This window comes from Streptomyces sp. NPDC016469 (genome assembly GCF_040632905.1).
In the GTDB taxonomy this organism is placed as follows: Bacteria; Actinomycetota; Actinomycetes; order Streptomycetales; family Streptomycetaceae; genus Streptomyces.
In genome coordinates this window covers 53,654-71,606 of record NZ_JBEYCQ010000016.1, presented here as the reverse complement: position 1 = coordinate 71,606, position 17,953 = coordinate 53,654, and the positions used below count along the sequence as shown (strand labels likewise).

The following is a 17,953-nucleotide window of genomic DNA, read 5'->3' as shown; positions in this document are numbered from 1 at the left end:
ATAACCGGAGCGACAGCTTCCGTTCACGTCAATTCACGACGAACGGTGACGGAGTGCGTGCGTTATGTGATGTGCTGGGGAACGGCGCTGACTGACGGCGCACCACTGTTGATCCGGGGGCCTGAGGGAGGGGGAGCGTGATGGGGGCGGAACAGATCCGTCGGTGGGAATCGGGTGCCTTGGCGCATGCCGTGACCGACCCTTTCGGCCAGGGGCCGCTGCCCTGGCTGCGCGGCAGCGAGAACTACTTCGACGACACCGGCCAGGTCGTGCCCTGGTACGTGGACCCCACCCTGTCCGGCGGCGGCACCCGCACCGCCGACGACGTGCGCCGGCAGATCAAGGGCTTCACCTCCACGGGGGCCGCGGCCCCCGGCGAGGCGATCGACTTCCACATCACGGTGGACCCGCCGCAGCAGTTCTCCGTGGACGTCTACCGGATCGGCCACTACGGGGGTGACGGCGCCTCGAAGATCACCACGAGCCCCCGGCTGTCGGGCATCGTCCAGCCGGCCCCCCTCACCGCCGACCGCACGGTCTCCTGCCACCACTGGTGGCTGTCCTGGCGGCTGCAGATCCCCAGCTACTGGTCGATCGGGGCGTACGTCGCCGTGCTCACCACGCTCGACGGCTACCGCTCCCACATCCCGTTCACCATCCGCGACGACCACCCGGCGGATCTGCTGCTCGTCCTCCCGGACGTCACCTGGCAGGCGTACAACCTCTACCCGGAGGACGGCCGGACCGGCGCCAGCCTCTACCACGCCTGGGACGAGGAGGGCCGGCTGCTGGGGGAGGAGGACGCGGCGGTCACCGTCTCCTTCGACCGCCCCTACGCGGGCGCGGGCCTCCCGCTGCATGTCGGGCACGCGTACGACTTCATCCGCTGGGCCGAGCGCTACGGCTACGACCTCGCCTACGCCGACACCCGCGACCTGCACGCGGGCCGGGTCGACCCCACCCGCTACCGGGGCCTGGTCTTCCCGGGCCACGACGAGTACTGGTCGGTGCCGATGCGCCGTGCCGCCGAGCGCGCCCGGGAGCACGGTACTTCCCTGGTCTACCTCTCCGCCAACACCATGTACTGGCAGGTCAGCCTGGGGCCCTCGGCGTCCGGGGTGCCGGACCGCCTGCTCACCTGCCGCAAGCGCCGAGGGCCCGGCAAGCCCGCGCTCTGGCGCGAGATCGACCGCCCGGAGCAGCAGCTGCTCGGTATCCAGTACGCGGGCCGGGTCCCCGAGCCCCACCCCCTGGTCGTGCGGAACGCGGAGCACTGGCTGTGGGACGCGACGGGCGCCGGTGAGGGCGACGAGATCGAGGGCCTGGTGGCGGGCGAGGCCGACCGCTACTTCCCCCGCACCACGCTGCCGGAGCACGACAACCGCATCCTGCTCGCCCACTCCCCGTACCAGGACGGCGAGGGCGTGATGCGCCACCAGGAGACGTCCCTGTACCGGGCCCCGTCCGGCGCGCTGGTCTTCGCCTCGGGCACGTTCGCCTGGTCCCCGGCCCTGGACCGCCCCGGCCATGTGGACCCCCGCATCCAGAAGGCCACCGCCAACCTCCTCGACCGGATCTGCAAGCGCGCCTGACCGGAGGACGGTCACCCCCGCCGCTTCCCCGCCCACCCGGACGGCACCCCTCCGCAGCCGCCCGTTGCCGGATACGGGACAATCGGAACGGTTCCTGGAACAACCTACGCGGAGGCAGCGTGTCCGGATTCGTAGAAAAGCCCGAGCCGGTGCAGGTGCCGGGACTCACCCACCTGCACACCGGCAAGGTGCGCGAGTTGTACCGGAACGAGGCCGGTGACCTCGTCATGGTCGCCAGCGACCGGATGTCCGCGTACGACTGGGTGCTGCCGACGGAGATCCCGGACAAGGGCCGTGTCCTGACCCGCCTCTCGATGTGGTGGTTCGACCAGCTCGCCGACCTCGTGCCGAACCACGTCCTGTCGACCGAGGTGCCCGCCGGGGCCCCCGCCGACTGGGAGGGCCGCACGATGATCTGCAAGTCCCTGCGGATGGTCCCGGTCGAGTGCGTCGCCCGCGGCTACCTCGCGGGCTCCGGCCTGCTCGAGTACAACGCCTCGCGCACCGTCTGCGGCATCGGGCTCCCCGACGGCCTGGTCGACGGATCCGAGCTCCCGGGCGCGATCTTCACCCCGGCCACCAAGGCCGCAGTCGGCGACCACGACGAGAACGTCAGTTACGAGGAGGTGGCCCGCCAGGTCGGTACGGAGACCGCCGTCGTGCTGCGCCGGACCACCCTGGACGTCTACGGCCGGGCCCGCGACATCGCCCGTGAGCGCGGGATCATCCTCGCGGACACGAAGTTCGAGTTCGGCTACGCGCCCACCGCCGACGGCGGCGAGGAACTGATCATCGCCGACGAGGTCCTGACCCCCGACTCCTCCCGCTTCTGGCCGGCCGCCACCTGGGAGCCGGGCCACGCCCAGCCGTCGTACGACAAGCAGTTCGTCCGCGACTGGCTGACCTCCCCGGCCTCCGGCTGGGACCGCAAGAGCGAGCAGCCTCCGCCGCCGCTGCCTCAGGAGATCGTGGACGCCACCCGCGCCAAGTACATCGAGGCGTACGAACTGCTCACCGGCACGCCCTGGAAGTAACGCCACACGAAGAAGCCCCCGGCCGAAGGGCCGGGGGCTTTATTCATCTGAGCGGACGACCAGGTTCGAACTGGCGACCTCAACCTTGGCAAGGTTGCGCTCTACCAACTGAGCTACGTCCGCGAGCGCCGAAGCGCGAGAACTACTATACCCATCCCCGCTCGCGTGCGAGACGCACTGCCGCATGGCGGTTCTCCGCACCCAGCTTCGAGGCGGCCGCCGAGAGGTAGTTCCGTACGGTCCCCTGCGAGAGCGAGGCCCGCTCGGCGATCTCCGAGACCGGCGCGCCGTCGACCGCGAGCTCCAGCACCTCGGTCTCCCGGACGGTCAGCGGGGAGTCTCCGGCGGCGATGGCGTCGGCCGCCAACTCCGGGTCCACGTAACGGTTCCCGGCCCGCACGGTGCGGATGATGCCGGCCAGCTGGCGGGCGCTCACGGTCTTCGGCACGAAACCCCGGACGCCCGCCGCGAGGGCCCGCTTGAGGTGGCCGGGCCGGCCGTGACTGGTCACGATCATGGTCCGGCAGTCCGGCAGCTCGGCCCGCAGTGATGTGGCGACGCTCACACCGTCCGCCCCGGGCATCTCCAGGTCCAGCACCGCGACATCCGGGCGGTGGGCCCGGGCCATGGCGAGCGCCTCCGGCCCCGTCGCCGCCTCCGCGACCACCACCAGGTCCTCCTCCAGAGCGAGGAGGGCGGCGAGCGCGCCCCGGATCAGATGCTCGTCATCGGCGAGCAGCACCCGTACCGCGGTCATCGTCATCCCTCCATGAGGCCGGGACCCGGCCCCACCATCACACCTGGGGCCACCATGGCCCCGGGACGCAGGTTCACGGGCGCACGGCGGGCGGCCGGCGGCTGGGGACGGGGTTCCTCGGCCTTACCGGGCTTCCCCCCGCCCCCGCCCCCTCCCCTCTCCCCGGTCTCCGAAGGGATCGCCGTCAGCGGGATCGTCGCCGTCAGCCGGAACAGGCCGCCCTTCGCCGGGCCCGCCTCCAGCGAGCCGTCCAGCGCGGCGAGCCGTTCCCGGAGGCCGGCCAGCCCGGAGCCCGGCCCGTCGGACGGGGACGTGGGCGAGGGCGCCGTCCCGGCTGGCGTCGCGCCGTCGTTCTCCACCTGGAGCACCACGGCGTCGGCGGTGACCCCGACCCGGATCACGCAGCGGCGCGGGTCGCCATGGCGCAGCACGTTGGTGGCCGCCTCCCGGACGACCCAGCCGAGTGCCGACTGCACGGGCGCGGGCAGGTGCCCGCCGCTGTCGCCGGTCACCGTGCACTCGATACCGGCCGCGCTCAAAACGCCCTGCGCGCCCGCCAGTTCCGTGTTCAGATCCGCTTCGCGGTAGCCGCGCACCACATCGCGTACTTCCTGTTGCGAGGCGCGCGCTATCCGCTGCACCTCGACCATCTGGTCCACCGCCTCCGGCCTGCCGCGCTGGGCGAGCTCCACCGCCAGCTCGCTCTTGAGCGCGATCACCGCGAGGTTGCGGCCCAGCACGTCATGCATGTCCCGTCCGAACCGCAGCCGCTCCTCCGCCACGGCGAGCCTGGCCTGTATGTCCCGGGCCTGCTCGGCCTGCCACATCACGCTCATGCTCCAGGCGCTGGGCCGGACCGAGATCAGGACCAGCACACAGCCGAAGAGGCTGCAGGGCACCACTCCCGCCAGGGTGCCGCCCTTGACGCCGGCCACCGCGAGGGCGCCGGTGATCAGGGCGGTGAGGCAGAGGGACTCGACCAGGAAGCGGCGGACCGGCACCAGGAGCACCCGCGTGATCACGAGGGCCATCGGCGCGTTCAACGTCATGAGCAGCAGCCCCGAGCCCTTGACGCCGTCCACCCCGGCCAGGGCCGCCAGGAGTCCGACGGCCACGACCAGAAGCACCACGGGGGCCAGCAGGCGCCGCCCCGGGAAGACGGAGACGCCCAGGTAGTGCCCGTACGACGCCGTGAGGTTGCGATTGCTCAGCAGGCACTGCCCGAGGCTCACCAGGAGCAGCGCCAGGCCGAGGGCCAGCGGAAGCGGTTCGTGGCGGATGTCCTGGTGGAAGGGCGCCCCCTGCCAGGCCAGGGTGAAGAACCAGGGGATGCAGGAGATGGTGAACCGCGAGTACAGATCGATCCGTTCCATCTTGCTGCGCTCCTGCCAGCTGCGGCGCCATCCCCGTACGCGCATCGCGGCCCAACCTCCATGTCAGCGTCGCGGATCCCAGCGGAACCACCGCTGCACAGCAAACACGGCCAGCGCCGTCCAGACCAGCCCGGTCAACGCGGCACCCAGCAGGTCGGTGCCCTCGGGGCCGCCGAACCACCCGGCCCGGACCAGGGTCATCACACCGGTCAGCGGCAGGTACTCGCAGACCGCCGCGAGCCGGTCAGGAAATATGTCCAGCGGGATGAAGAGGCCCGAGCCCATCATCGAGACGAGGAACAGCGGCAGCGTCGTCAGCTGGGCGGTCTGCACGGTGCGGGTGATCACGGAGGTGACCGCGGCCAGGACCGTCAGCAGCACCACGCCCAACAGCAGCCCCGCCACGAGCAGTTCCGGACGCTCCGGTGCGCCGAGACCGAAGAAGGCCGTACCGGCGACGACGATCACCGCGCTCTGCGCCAGGGCGAGGGAACCCGCCGGAAGGGCGGTCCCGGCCAGGATCTCCCCGTCCGTGACCTCGCCGGTGCGCAGCCGCTTCAGGACCAGCTCCTCGCGCCGCGCCACGTAGGCGGCGACGAGGTTCATGTAGACGGCCTGGATGAGCACCGTCCCGACGCCACCCATGAGGGCCGCTCCGGCGACGGTGAGTCCGGTCCCGTCGAGGTCGACCTTCTCGAACGCCGACTTCATCGCCATGATCATGGCCGCCGGCATGAGGAGTGCGACGAAGATCGCCGTCCTGTTCCGGGCGAGCAGCGACAGCTCGGCCCGGCCGAGGGCCGCCAGCCGGCTCACGGCCGTCGTGCGCGCGGGGCCGGCGGAGGGGGTGGTCGCGGTGGTCATGGGACGGGCACCTCTTCGGTTTCGGCGGCGGACTTCGCGATGTCGAGGAACGCCTCTTCGAGCGAGGCGGAGCGGGCGTCGAGCCCGTGCAGCCGGACGTCGGACTCGGCGGCCCAGCGGAGCAGTTCGGTCAGGGCGTCCTGGAGGTGGTGCGTCCGTATCTCGACCCGGGGGCCCTCGGCGGCGGCGTGGAGCTTCAGGGGCAACCGCGCCGGCCGAACGCCCTCGGGCAGCTCGAAGCGGATGCGGGCGGGGCGGGCGGCCGTCACCTCGGCCGTGGTGCCCGCGGTCACGATCCGGCCGCGGTGCATGATCGCCAGCCGGTCCGCGAGGGCTTCGGCCTCCTCCAGGTAGTGCGTGGTGAGCAGCACGGTGATGCCGTCCTCCTGGAGCCGGCGGACGAGCGCCCAGGTGTCGCGGCGGCCCTCCGCGTCGAGACCGGTGGTCGGCTCGTCGAGGAAGAGCACCTCGGGCCGGCCGAGCAGGGCCAGCGCCAGGTCGAGCCGGCGCCGCTCACCTCCCGAGAGCTGCTTGACCCGGACCCGGGCGCGGTGGCCGAGCCCGACCAGCTCCAGGGCCTCGCCGGTGGGCCGGGCGCCGCTGGTGCAGCCCGCCCACATCCGTACCGTCTCGGTGACCGACAGCTCGGACGGGAAGCCGCCCTCCTGGAGCATCACGCCTATCCGCGGGCGGACCTGCGAGCGCTCGCCGTAGGGGTCGTGGCCCAGCACGCGGACCGTGCCGCCGTCGGGCCGGGCCAGGCCCTCCAGCAGTTCGACGGTGGAGGTCTTGCCAGCGCCGTTCGTACCGAGGAGGGCGAAGAGCTCGCCGCGTGCCACGGAGAAGGAGACGCCGGACACGGCCTCGAAGCCGCCGGCATAGCTGCGCCGGACGTCTTCCGCCTGGATCACGCACTCACGGGACATGTCGTCGCTGGTCATGTCTTCAGGTTTCCGTCCGCGGCGGGCCGGGGGCAGTGCGGACTGTCACCACCACTCATGACAAACGTCATGGGTGGTGGCACACGGGCCGGGAAGACACCTGGAGCCGGCCGGCATATTCGTCACACGGCGAAGGCCCCGGTCGGAATTGACCGGGGCCTTCGTATTCTGAGCGGACGACCAGGTTCGAACTGGCGACCTCAACCTTGGCAAGGTTGCGCTCTACCAACTGAGCTACGTCCGCATGGCAACCACTCGGCTTTCACCGGTGGAGCGAGCACTACTCTACCTGATCCACCGGAGTGGTCCTGCGAGTCGTGCGGAGCGGGTGACAGGAATTGCACACTGCGCCTTCCCCCTGGAAGGGGGATGTTCTACTACTGAACTACACCCGCACGCTGCGTGGGGTTCGGCCTTTTCGGCCTCGCCCCTCGGCGTGCTCCAGACTCTAGCCGACCTGCGGGGGTGTCGCGCAAGTCGGCTCCCCCGCAGATCCTCCGCCGGTGCCCCGCCGGACCTTTCGCGGGGTCAACTCGCTTCCTGGAACGCCTCGTACACGCTCTTCGGGATGCGGCCCCGGGCGGGCACGTCCATCCGGTGCGAGCGCGCCCAGGCGCGCACTGCCGCGGGGTCGGGAGCGAGCGAGGTGTGCCGGTACGGAACGGGAGCCTTGCCGTGCTTGCCGGCGTTTGTCTGCTTGCGGCCGGCCGCCATGTACGGGGCCAGGGCGTTCCGCAGTTTCTTTGCGTTGGACGGATTGAGGTCGATCTCGTACGACTTCCCGTCCAGGGCGAAGGTGACCGTTTCCGCCGCTGTTCCCCCGTCGATGTCGTCGGAGAGTGTGACCACTACGCGCTGCGCCACGGATATCGGTCCTTTCCTACGGCATCGGCGCGTCTGACATGCGCCGATGCCGGCCTTCCGGCTGTGAGCGCGGATGCGGGCCGACTGGTGTCGGTGCTCCGGGGCAATGCTGCATTCCCCGGTAATCATTTGTACAGCGACTGGTGCCGCATTGTGAAGCCCGTCCAATTACTCCCGCGTGTCCGCCCGCTATGTGTGCCGCTGGTGAGCATTTGTTTCGCGGCTTTTCCGCCGTCCGGTGGTCGGCCGATATCTGGGCGTGATCTATCCCGATTGATATCTACCCGCGTAGAATTTCCGGCCAGGTACGCTGAGTGGACCCGCGGGGGTCCGGGGTACCCCCTCCGGAGAAACAGCCGCACCACACCACCACACCGGGAGTGCCAGTGGCACGCGTCGTAGTCGACGTCATGCTCAAGCCCGAGATCCTCGACCCGCAGGGACAGGCGGTGCAGCGCGCACTGCCCCGTCTCGGCTTCGAGGGAATCGCGGACGTACGTCAGGGAAAGCGTTTCGAGCTGCAGGTCGAGGGGCCGGTCGATGACGCCGCCCTCGCCCGTATTCATGAGATGGCGGAGACGTTCCTCGCCAACACCGTGATCGAGGACTTCACCGTGAAGGTGGAGAACGCCGAGGAGCCGAAGTGACTGCTCGTATCGGAGTCGTCACCTTTCCGGGCACGCTCGATGACCAGGACGCCCTGCGGGCCGTTCGCGTCGCGGGCGCCGAGCCCGTATCGCTGTGGCATCGCGACAAGGACCTGCACCAGGTCGACGCGGTGATCCTGGCGGGCGGTTTCTCGTACGGCGACTATCTGCGCGCCGGAGCCATCTCCCGGTTCTCGCCGGTCATGGAGACGGTGATCGAGCAGGCGAAGGCGGGCATGCCGGTCCTCGGTATCTGCAACGGCTTCCAGATCCTGACCGAGGCGCACCTGCTGCCCGGCGCGATGCTGCGCAACAACCACCTGCACTTCATCTGCCGCGACCAGACCCTGCGCGTCGAGAACGCGGAGACCGCCTGGACCTCGGACTACTCCGCGGGTCAGGAGATCTCCGTACCGCTCAAGAACATGGACGGCCGCTACACCGCCGACGAGCACACGCTCGACGCGCTGGAGGCCGAGGGCCGCGTGGCCTTCCGTTACGTGGGCCACAACCCGAACGGCTCGCTGCGCGACATCGCCGGCATCACCAACGCCGCGGGCAACGTCGTCGGCCTGATGCCGCACCCGGAGCACGCCGTGGAGCCGCTGATCGGCACCGGTCGCACCGACGGTCTCGGTTTCTTCACCTCGATCATCAAGAAGCTGGTCAACGCATGAGCCTGGACACGGTCAAGCACGCGGCCGAAACCCCGGACACCGCGCAGCCCTGGAAGGAACTCGGCCTCAAGGAGGACGAGTACGCCCGCATCCGCGAGATCCTGGGCCGCCGTCCCACCGGCGCCGAGCTCGCCATGTACTCCGTGATGTGGTCCGAGCACTGCTCGTACAAGAGCAGCAAGGTCCACCTCAAACAGTTCGGCGAGAAGGTCCCCGCCAACGACGCCATGCTCGTCGGCATCGGTGAGAACGCCGGTGTGGTCGACGTCGGGCAGGGGTACGCGGTCACCTTCAAGGTCGAGTCGCACAACCACCCCTCGTACATCGAGCCCTACCAGGGCGCGGCGACCGGCGTCGGCGGCATCGTCCGCGACATCCTCGCCATGGGTGCCCGCCCGGTGGCCGTCGTGGACCCGCTGCGCTTCGGTGCGGCCGACCACCCGGACACCAAGCGGGTGCTGCCGGGTGTCGTCGCGGGTATCGGCGGGTACGGCAACTGCCTCGGTCTGCCGAACATCGGCGGCGAGGTCGTTTTCGACGCCTGCTATCAGGGAAACCCGCTCGTCAACGCCGGTTGCATCGGTGTGATGAAGCACGAGGACATCCACCTCGCGAAGGCCTCCGGGCCCGGCAACAAGGTCATCCTGTACGGCGCCCGCACCGGCGGCGACGGCATCGGCGGCGTCTCCGTGCTGGCCTCGGAGACCTTCGAGTCGAGCGGCCCGGCCAAGCGCCCGGCCGTCCAGGTCGGCGACCCGTTCCAGGAGAAGCTCCTCATCGAGTGCACCCTGGAGATCTTCAAGGAGAAGCTCGTCGCGGGCATCCAGGACCTCGGTGGTGCCGGGCTCTCCTGCGCCACGTCCGAGCTGGCCTCCGCGGGCTCCGGCGGCATGCGCGTCGAGCTGGACACCGTGCCGCTGCGCGACTCCTCCCTCTCGCCCGAGGAGATCCTCATGAGCGAGTCGCAGGAGCGCATGTGCGCCATCGTCGAGCCGCAGCACGTCGACCGCTTCCTGGAGATCTGCGAGAAGTGGGACGTCATCGCCACCGTCATCGGTGAGGTGACCGAGGGCTCGCAGCTGGAGATCTTCTGGCACGGCGAGCAGATCGTGGACGTGCCGCCGCGGTCCGTCGCCCACGAGGGCCCGACATACCACCGCCCGTTCGCGCGCCCGTCCTGGCAGGACGCGCTCCAGGCCGACGACGCCGGCAAGCTGGCCCGCCCGGCGAACGGCGCTGAGCTGCGCGAGCAGGTCCTCAAGCTGGTCGCCTCGCCGAACCAGGCGTCGAAGTCCTGGATCACGGACCAGTACGACCGGTTCGTGCAGGGCAACACCGTGCTCGCGATGCCCGAGGACGCCGGCATGGTCCGCATCGACGAGGAGTCCAACCTCGGCGTGGCCATGGCGACCGACGGCAACGGCCGGTACGCGAAGCTCGACCCGTACACCGGTGCGCAGCTCGCGCTGGCGGAGTCGTACCGGAATGTCGCCGCGACCGGCGCCAAGCCGCTCGCGATCTCGGACTGCCTGAACTTCGGTTCGCCCGAGGACCCGGACGTCATGTGGCAGTTCGCCGAGGCCACCCGCGGTCTCGCGGACGGCTGCCTGGAGCTGGGCACCCCGGTCACCGGCGGCAACGTCTCGCTGTACAACCAGACCGGTGAGACGGCGATCCACCCGACGCCGGTCGTGGCCGTGCTCGGTGTGATCGACGACGTCACGCGGCGTACGCCGGTCGCCTTCGGGGAAGAGGGCCAGCTCCTCTACCTGCTGGGTGACACCCACGAGGAGTTCGGCGGCTCGGCCTGGTCCGAGGTCGTCCACAACCACCTCGGCGGCATGCCGCCCAAGGTGGACCTGGGCCGCGAGAAGCTGCTCGCCGAGATCCTGATCTCGGCCTCCCGCGACGGCATGATCGACGCGGCGCACGACCTGTCGGACGGCGGTCTGATCCAGGCGGTCACCGAGTCCTGCCTGCGCGGCGGGAAGGGTGCCCGGCTGGTCGTGCCGGACGGCCTCGACGCGTTCACGCTGCTCTTCTCCGAGTCCGCGGGCCGCGCGGTCGTCTCGGTGCCGCGCAGCGAGGAGCTGCGGTTCAACGACATGTGCGGGGCGCGCGGTCTGCCCGTGACCCGCATCGGTGTCGTGGACGGTGACGAGATCGCGGTCCAGGGTGAGTTCAGCATTCCGCTGAGCGAGCTGCGCACGGCGCACGAGGAGACGATCCCGGCGCTGCTCGCGTAGTTCCCGGACAGCACACGCCGAAACCCCCGACCGGTTCCGCCCGGTCGGGGGTTTTCGCGTGGTGCGGACGGGGAAGTGCGGCGCTCCGGTGGGATGTTCGGCCCGTGCGCGTACGGGGAAGGGTCAGGGGCTCGTACGGGTGCCGGGCAGCCGGGTCGCCAGGATCAGGGCGAGGATCATCGCTCCGGTGGCGCAGGCGAAGACCACGTCCGTCGAGGAGACGAAGGCGTCCAGGGCCTGGTCGCGGGCGGTCCCGGTGAGGCGGCCGATGCCGCTCGTCGTCCCACCGGGGCCCTTGGCGGCGTAGACCCTGCTGAGCACGGCCCCGAAGAGGGAGGCTCCCAGGGCGGTGCCGAGGGTCTGGAAGAAGCGGACACCGGTGGTGGCGACGCCCAGCTGGGCCGGCGGGGCGGTGTCCTGGACGAGCTGGATCAGCTGGCCGATGAGCTGGCCGAAGCCGATTCCCATGAGCAGCAGAGCGCCGCGCACGGTCCACAGGCCGGTGTCCGGGTCGAGGGTGGTCAGCAGGGCGAGGGCGGCCGAGGCGAAGACCGTGCCGCTGACGACGAAGGTCTTCTGCGACCAGCCGGCCGCGACCAGGCGCCCCGAGAGGAGCCCGACGACGGTCATCCCGGTCGCCATCGGGACCAGGAAGAGACCGGCCGAGGTCGCGGCGACCCCGCGGACCACCTGGAGGTAGATCATCACGTAGACGATCGACCCCATCATCGCGACGCCCACGAGCCCCTGGATCGCGAAGCCGCACCGCATGGTCCGCAGGCGGAAGAGCGAGAGCGGCAGGATCGGTTCGGCGGCCGTGGCCTGGCGCCACAGGAACAGGCCGAGCGCGACGGCGGCGGCGACGACGAGGCCGACGATGACCGGCGAGGTCCACGCGTAGTCCTCGCCGCCCCACTCGGTGACCAGGAGCAGCGCGGTGGAGAAGGCGGCGGCGAGGCCGGCTCCGAGGAAGTCGATGCGGTGGCGCGTCGTGCGGACGGGGAGCTTCACCACGAAGACCGCGGCGATCAGGACGGTGATGCCGACCGGCAGGTTCACGTAGAAGATCCAGCGCCAGCCCGCGTGGTCGGCCAGGGCACCGCCGAGCCAAGGGCCGAGCGCCATGCCCGCACCGGCGATGATTCCGCCGATGTTGCCCTTCTTGTCGCCGCCCTTGGCCTTCTTCTCGGCCTTGCCCGTCTTCGCCCCGGCCGCGGCGCCGAGTTGGTGGAGGACGACCATGGTGACGCTCATCAGTCCGCCCCCGCCGATGCCCTGGAAGGCGCGTGCGGCGATCAGCTCGCCCATGGACTGGGCCATTCCGCACAGTGCGGATCCGGTGAGGAAGGTGGCGAGCGCCCCGATGAAGACCTTCTTCGAGCCGAGGGAGTCACAGAGCTTGCCGTACAGGGGCAGTGCGGCGGTCGCGGCCAGTTGATAGGCGGCGATCAGCCATGGGATCCGGTCGACGCCGTGGACCGGATCCAGGTCGCGGACGATGGGGACGGTCGCCGAGGACACGATGTTCGAGTCCAGCACCGCCAGCAGGATCGTGACGATGCAGAGCGCCACGGCGATCGTGGCGCTCCGGCCGCTGGGCGGCTGTTCGGTCTCGGCCGTCTGTCGTGGCGAGAGCGCGGTGGCTGTTCCGGGCATGACTCGAATCCCCTCCTGAGCGGTGCTGGCGCGCATCGCCGCGGTCGAGCCCACTGTTCATCCGATTTATATACTGGGTCAATTTTTTATCCAGGATTAATTTTCATCCTGGTACAGTGAGGGTATGACCGAGGGGATGGGCCTGCGCGAGCGCAAGAAGAGGGAAACCCGGCGGCGGCTGCTGGAAACGGCCACCAAGCTCTTCTCCGAGCGCGGGTTCGATCAGGTCTCCGTCGCGGAGATCGCCGACGCGGCCGATGTGTCGAAAATGACCGTCTTCAATTACTTCGACAGCAAGGAAGACCTGGTCTTCGCGCCGTTGGAGGAGCATGTCGGCGATGCCGCCCGGATCGTGCGGGAGCGCGCGCCCGGTGAGTCGGCGGTCGCCGCGTTGCGCCGGCAGTTCGTGGCGGCGGTCGAACGCCACGACCCCTCGGTGGGCATGGGGGACTCGCCGGTGGCGCTCGGCATCGTGCGGCTCATCCTGGAGACACCCGCCCTGCTCACACGCGCCCACTCCTTCTTCGTGCGTACGCAGGACCAGCTCACCGAGGCCCTGATCGAGGAGGGCGAGGAACCGGTCATCGCGCGCATCGTCGCTTCCCAGCTCCTCGGTACGCGAAACGCGCTGCTCACCGAGAACCGCAGGCGCCTACTGGCCGGCGAGCCGGCCGCCGCGGTCGTCCCCGACGCCGTCGCCCTCGCCCACCGGGGCTTCGACCTGCTGGAGAAGGGCCTCGGCGACTACGCGACCCGCGCCTGACCCGGGGGCTTCGCCCATGCGGGGCGGACGCCCTGTCGGTGCCGCGTCGTAGGCTCCCCGGCATGCCGCCCTCGCAGAAGCGCGCCCGTCGCTACGACCCCGTCAAGACCCGCACCGCGGTCCTCGCCCAGTTCGCCCACGTCCGGGACGCCGTGCGCACGCTGAGCCCGCAGCAGCTCGCCGCGCCGAGCGGACTCGGTGACTGGACGGTGCGCGAGCTCGCCGCGCACATCACCATGGCCCTCTCGCACGTCAGCCGGACGCTGGAGCTTCCCGCCCCGGCCCTCGCCAAACCCGAGGTGTCCCTCCTGGAGTGGCCGTTCACCACAGCGGCCCGCGCCCCCCGGATCGCGGACGACACCGCCGAACGGGCCGCCGCCGCCCCCGACCTGGACGCGCTCTACGCGGAGGTCGCCGCCCGCTTCGAGGCCCTGGTGCCCGGCGCCTCCGAGGACCGGCTGCTGGCCACCCGGATCGGGGCGATGCGCCTCGGCGACTTCCTGGTCACCCGCACCGTGGAGCTGGTCGTCCACACCTGGGACCTCAACGAGGCGACCGGGCTCTCCGTGCCGTACGACCGGCAGGCGCTCGCCGCGTGCAGCCGGCTCCTCGCCGACGCGCTGGCCGAGCGGGCACCCGGCGGTTCGGTCGAGGTCCGGGTACCGCCGTTCGCGGTGGTCCAGTGCGTCCAGGGGCCGCGTCACACCCGGGGCACCCCGCCCAACGTCGTGGAGACCGACCCGCTCACCTGGATACGGCTGGCGACCGGGCGTACGGAGTGGGCGCGTGAGGTCGAAGCGGCGAAGGTCGCCGCGAGCGGCGAGCGCGCGGACCTCTCCGAGCTGCTGCCGCTGATGGGCTGACCCCGGGGCTCGGCGCCTCGGTGGCCGGCCGGAACAGCTGAGCGTACGACCGGCCGGAACACCCGGTGGGTGGCCCGAGATGCCGCATACCGGGCGCCTGCGGTGTGAGGCTCGCCACGAAACGACCGGTCGGGCTGCTTGCTCGCGCAGTCCGGGGACCGGCTCACGCAGTGCCACGACGAGCCCGCTCAAGCGCTCTGCCGGGTGGCCGGAACCTGTCGGTGGACGGCCCGTGCTCCGGGCGCCGCCTGCCCTCCGGCGGTTGCCGCGCGTAGATCGGGGAAGGGCCTTGATGACTGTGCGTGACCGTTCCGGCTGGTCCGGGAGGGCGCTCCGACGGTGCTCCGCCGGTGGTGGAGCGAGGGATCCCCAATTCGGACCAGTGGTCGATCTCCCCTACACTCGATGGTGTGCCTCGTGGTGATGGACGACTCAACCACGACCTGCTCCCCGGAGAGAAGGGCCCCCAGGACGCTTGCGGCGTCTTCGGTGTCTGGGCTCCGGGCGAAGAGGTCGCCAAGCTCACCTATTTCGGACTGTATGCCCTGCAGCACCGTGGACAGGAGTCCGCGGGCATCGCAGTGAGCAACGGGTCCCAGATCCTGGTCTTCAAGGACATGGGACTGGTCTCGCAAGTCTTCGACGAAACCTCCCTGGGATCGCTCCAGGGCCATATCGCGGTCGGTCATGCCCGCTACTCCACCACCGGTGCCTCGGTGTGGGAGAACGCGCAGCCGACGTTCCGTGCGACCGCGCACGGCTCGATCGCCCTCGGTCACAACGGGAACCTGGTCAACACGGCCCAGCTCGCGGAGATGGTCGCCGACCTCCCGCGCAAGGACGGCCGCGCCACCCAGGTCGCCGCGACCAACGACACCGACCTGGTGACCGCGCTGCTCGCCGGCCAGACCGACGACGACGGCAAGCCGCTGACCATCGAGGAGGCGGCCGCCAAGGTCCTTCCCGAGGTGCGGGGCGCCTTCTCCCTGGTCTTCATGGACGAGCACACGCTCTACGCGGCTCGTGACCCGCAGGGCATCCGCCCGCTGGTCCTCGGACGCCTGGAGCGCGGCTGGGTCGTCGCGTCGGAGTCCGCCGCCCTCGACATCTGCGGCGCCAGCTTCGTGCGCGAGATCGAGCCGGGCGAGATGGTCGCCATCGACGAGAACGGTCTGCGTACCTCGCGATTCGCGGAAGCGAAGCCCAAGGGCTGTGTCTTCGAGTACGTCTACCTGGCACGCCCCGACACCGACATCGCGGGCCGCAACGTCTACCTCTCCCGTGTGGAGATGGGCCGCAAACTGGCCGCCGAGGCGCCCGTCGAGGCGGATCTGGTCATAGCGACGCCGGAGTCCGGCACCCCTGCCGCCATCGGTTACGCGGAGGCCAGCGGAATTCCGTTCGGCGCCGGCCTGGTGAAGAACGCCTACGTCGGCCGGACCTTCATCCAGCCCTCCCAGACGATCCGCCAGCTGGGCATCCGCCTCAAGCTGAACCCGCTCAAGGAAGTCATCAAGGGCAAGCGCCTGGTGGTCGTGGACGACTCGATCGTCCGCGGCAACACCCAGCGCGCACTGGTCCGGATGCTCCGCGAGGCCGGCGCCGCCGAGATCCACATCCGGATCTCGTCCCCGCCGGTGAAGTGGCCCTGCTTCTTCGGCATCGACTTCGCGACCCGCGCCGAGCTGATCGCCAACGGCATGTCCGTCGAGGAGATCGGCACGTCGATGGGCGCCGACTCGCTCGCGTACATCTCGATCGACTCGATGATCGAGGCGACGACGATCGACAAGCCGAACCTGTGCCGTGCCTGCTTCGACGGCGAGTACCCGATGGAGCTCCCGGACCCGGAGCTGCTCGGCAAGCAGCTGCTGGAGACCGAGCTGGCGGCGGGCCCCGCGGCGACCGCGGCGTCCGACGCGCTGCGGCGTCCGTGACCCGGACCGTCCGGCAGCCCTTCCCCCAGCCCCGTATCTCCACACGAAAGATCCCAGGCAATGTCTGAGACAACAGGTGCTTCCTACGCGGCAGCGGGCGTCGACATCGAGGCCGGCGACCGCGCCGTCGAGCTGATGAAGGAGTGGGTGAAGAAGACGCAGCGCCCCGAGGTCGCGGGTCTCGGCGGCCTCGGCGGCTTCGCCGGACTCTTCGACGCCTCGGCGCTCAAGCGCTACGAGCGTCCGCTCCTGGCCTCCGCCACGGACGGCGTCGGCACCAAGGTCGACCTCGCCCGCCAGATGGGTGTGTACGACACGATCGGTCACGACCTCGTCGGGATGGTCGTGGACGACCTCGTCGTCTGCGGCGCCGAGCCGCTGTTCATGACCGACTACATCTGCGTCGGCAAGGTGCACCCCGAGCGTGTCGCGGCCATCGTCAAGGGCATCGCCGAGGGCTGCGTGCTGGCCGGCTGCGCGCTGGTCGGCGGCGAGACCGCCGAGCACCCGGGGCTGCTGGGCGCGGACGATTTCGACGTGGCCGGAGCGGGTACGGGCGTGGTCGAGGCCGACCGCCTGCTGGGCCCCGACCGCATCCGCGAGGGCGACGCCGTGATCGCCATGGCGTCCTCCGGGCTTCACTCGAACGGGTACTCGCTCGTCCGCCACGTGGTCTTCGACCGCGCCGGCTGGGCGCTGGACCGCCAGGTCGAGGAGTTCGGCCGGACCCTGGGCGAGGAGCTCCTGGAGCCGACCCGGATCTACTCGCTGGACTGCCTGGCCCTCACCCGTACGACCGAGGTGCACGGGTTCAGCCACGTCACCGGCGGCGGCCTGGCCAACAACCTGGCCCGGGTCATCCCGGACAGCCTGCACGCGACGGTGGACCGCTCCACGTGGACCCCGGGCGCGGTGTTCGACCTCGTCGGCAAGGCCGGCCAGGTCGAGCAGCTGGAGCTGGAGAAGACGCTCAACATGGGTGTCGGCATGATCGCGGTCGTCCCCGCCGAGTCCGTGGACGCGGCCCTGACGACGCTGGCCGACCGGGGTGTCGACTCCTGGGTCGCCGGGGAGATCACCGCCCGTGGCGACCACGCGACGGGCGCCGAGCTGGTGGGTTCGTACGCACGCTGATCGGGAGCACCGGCCGGGCCGACGGGCCCGGCCGGTCACCGGCCGCCGCCCCTCCGTTCCCGTACGCAGGCAGCACAAAACCCGGTCCGGAGAAGCTCCGAACCGGGGTGATGTGTCAGCGCGAGGTCAAGCGCCGCGGCGCTTGGACGACGGACCGGACTGGTCGTTCTCGTCCTCGTCCTCGTCGTTGTTGTACAGATCCGCGTACTGTGCGTACGGGTCATCTTCCTCGTCGTCATCCTCGAACGGCTCCGCGTTCGGTGGCTGACTCGAAGTCGATGCGCCCAGCTCACTGGCCAGACGCGACAGGTCCGTCCCGCCGGTGCTGTATTTCAGCTGGCGGGCGACCTTGGTCTGCTTGGCCTTTGCCCGGCCGCGCCCCATGGCTCGACCCCCTCGGTGACGGGGCTCGACGGCCCCAGAGTCTTGACACGCGTTCATGTTTCAGGACGGACTCTCGGCAGAGAGACCGTGCCTGTAGAGCTTTAACGGTACCTGCTTCCGCGGCCATACGGTACGCCGCCCGCATCACGCGCCCCGGAAGAGGACCCTCGAGACGCCCCGTCCTCGCTGGTCAACTGCGATTTTAACCTCTTATCGGCAGG

The 17,953-nt window shown here is 70.4% G+C and carries 16 protein-coding genes and 3 tRNA genes; 9 read left to right on the top strand and 10 right to left on the bottom strand.

The annotated features are described in order from the left end of the window. The first annotated feature begins 140 nt into the window (after window positions 1-140). Together ABZ565_RS19755 and ABZ565_RS19750 are read left to right on the top strand one after the other, a co-directional pair. Window positions 141-1,592 (top strand): N,N-dimethylformamidase beta subunit family domain-containing protein, encoded by a 1,452-nt coding sequence (locus ABZ565_RS19755; RefSeq protein ID WP_361028454.1) that lies wholly within the window; start codon window positions 141-143, stop codon window positions 1,590-1,592. A 119-nt stretch (window positions 1,593-1,711) separates the two neighbouring features. Then, a complete protein-coding gene (locus ABZ565_RS19750) occupies window positions 1,712-2,626 on the top strand; it encodes a phosphoribosylaminoimidazolesuccinocarboxamide synthase (protein ID WP_361028141.1) in 915 nt (304 codons plus the stop codon). 50 nt (window positions 2,627-2,676) lie between these two features. Here ABZ565_RS19750 and ABZ565_RS19745 read toward each other — a convergent pair. From ABZ565_RS19745 to ABZ565_RS19710, 8 genes are all read right to left on the bottom strand, one after another. Then, window positions 2,677-2,749: transfer RNA gene (locus tag ABZ565_RS19745), tRNA-Gly, on the bottom strand. 22 nt (window positions 2,750-2,771) lie between these two features. After that, window positions 2,772-3,383, bottom strand: a complete 612-nt coding sequence (locus ABZ565_RS19740) for a response regulator transcription factor (protein ID WP_073863787.1) — start codon at window positions 3,381-3,383, stop codon at window positions 2,772-2,774. 2 nt (window positions 3,384-3,385) lie between these two features. After that, window positions 3,386-4,801, bottom strand: a complete 1,416-nt coding sequence (locus ABZ565_RS19735; RefSeq protein ID WP_361028138.1) for a histidine kinase — start codon at window positions 4,799-4,801, stop codon at window positions 3,386-3,388. Between the two features lie 18 nt (window positions 4,802-4,819). Continuing rightward, entirely contained in the window at window positions 4,820-5,620 is an 801-nt protein-coding gene (locus ABZ565_RS19730) for an ABC transporter permease (RefSeq protein WP_361028136.1), read from the bottom strand. After that, window positions 5,617-6,561 carry an ABC transporter ATP-binding protein gene (locus tag ABZ565_RS19725; RefSeq protein ID WP_361028133.1) on the bottom strand — a complete coding sequence of 315 codons (945 nt, stop codon included), beginning with the start codon at window positions 6,559-6,561 and terminating at the stop codon, window positions 5,617-5,619. Before ABZ565_RS19725 ends, ABZ565_RS19730 begins: the two co-directional genes overlap by 4 nt. A gap of 171 nt (window positions 6,562-6,732) precedes the next feature. Beyond that, window positions 6,733-6,805, bottom strand: a tRNA-Gly gene (locus ABZ565_RS19720). Window positions 6,806-6,884: 79 nt separating this feature from the next. Next, window positions 6,885-6,956: transfer RNA gene (locus ABZ565_RS19715), tRNA-Gly, on the bottom strand. A gap of 133 nt (window positions 6,957-7,089) precedes the next feature. Beyond that, complete coding sequence (locus ABZ565_RS19710; RefSeq protein WP_361028130.1) at window positions 7,090-7,425, bottom strand: Lsr2 family protein; 336 nt, start codon at window positions 7,423-7,425, stop codon at window positions 7,090-7,092. A gap of 386 nt (window positions 7,426-7,811) precedes the next feature. On the opposite strand from ABZ565_RS19710, the gene purS reads away from it, so the two are divergent. From purS to purL, 3 genes are read left to right on the top strand one after another with little or no spacing between them, the layout of a single operon-like run. Further along, window positions 7,812-8,072: a phosphoribosylformylglycinamidine synthase subunit PurS gene (purS, locus tag ABZ565_RS19705; RefSeq protein WP_361028127.1), complete on the top strand. Its 261-nt coding sequence runs from the start codon at window positions 7,812-7,814 to the stop codon at window positions 8,070-8,072. Continuing rightward, entirely contained in the window at window positions 8,069-8,749 is a 681-nt protein-coding gene (gene purQ, locus ABZ565_RS19700) for a phosphoribosylformylglycinamidine synthase subunit PurQ (protein ID WP_164402307.1), read from the top strand. The genes purS and purQ overlap by 4 nt, the downstream gene beginning before the upstream one ends. Beyond that, window positions 8,746-10,995, top strand: a complete 2,250-nt coding sequence (purL, locus tag ABZ565_RS19695) for a phosphoribosylformylglycinamidine synthase subunit PurL (protein WP_361028124.1) — start codon at window positions 8,746-8,748, stop codon at window positions 10,993-10,995. Before purQ ends, purL begins: the two co-directional genes overlap by 4 nt. 123 nt (window positions 10,996-11,118) lie before the next feature. On the opposite strand, the gene ABZ565_RS19690 is transcribed toward purL, so the two are convergent. Beyond that, entirely contained in the window at window positions 11,119-12,651 is a 1,533-nt protein-coding gene (locus tag ABZ565_RS19690) for an MFS transporter (RefSeq protein ID WP_361028121.1), read from the bottom strand. Between the two features lie 124 nt (window positions 12,652-12,775). Here ABZ565_RS19690 and ABZ565_RS19685 point away from each other — a divergent pair, with 124 nt between their 5' ends. The 4 genes from ABZ565_RS19685 (at window position 12,776) to purM (ending at window position 17,348) form a co-directional block, all read left to right on the top strand. Then, on the top strand, window positions 12,776-13,414 hold the full coding sequence (locus ABZ565_RS19685; RefSeq protein ID WP_361028118.1) for a helix-turn-helix domain-containing protein: 639 nt from the start codon (window positions 12,776-12,778) through the stop codon (window positions 13,412-13,414). A gap of 62 nt (window positions 13,415-13,476) precedes the next feature. After that, entirely contained in the window at window positions 13,477-14,277 is an 801-nt protein-coding gene (locus ABZ565_RS19680; RefSeq protein WP_361028115.1) for a sterol carrier family protein, read from the top strand. A 410-nt stretch (window positions 14,278-14,687) separates the two neighbouring features. Next, complete coding sequence (purF, locus tag ABZ565_RS19675; RefSeq protein WP_073966781.1) at window positions 14,688-16,214, top strand: amidophosphoribosyltransferase; 1,527 nt, start codon at window positions 14,688-14,690, stop codon at window positions 16,212-16,214. Between the two features lie 60 nt (window positions 16,215-16,274). Then, complete coding sequence (purM, locus tag ABZ565_RS19670) at window positions 16,275-17,348, top strand: phosphoribosylformylglycinamidine cyclo-ligase (protein WP_361028111.1); 1,074 nt, start codon at window positions 16,275-16,277, stop codon at window positions 17,346-17,348. Window positions 17,349-17,474: 126 nt separating this feature from the next. On the opposite strand, the gene ABZ565_RS19665 is transcribed toward purM, so the two are convergent. After that, on the bottom strand, window positions 17,475-17,732 hold the full coding sequence (locus ABZ565_RS19665; RefSeq protein WP_073966783.1) for a DUF3073 domain-containing protein: 258 nt from the start codon (window positions 17,730-17,732) through the stop codon (window positions 17,475-17,477). Between the last annotated feature and the right edge of the window lie 221 nt (window positions 17,733-17,953).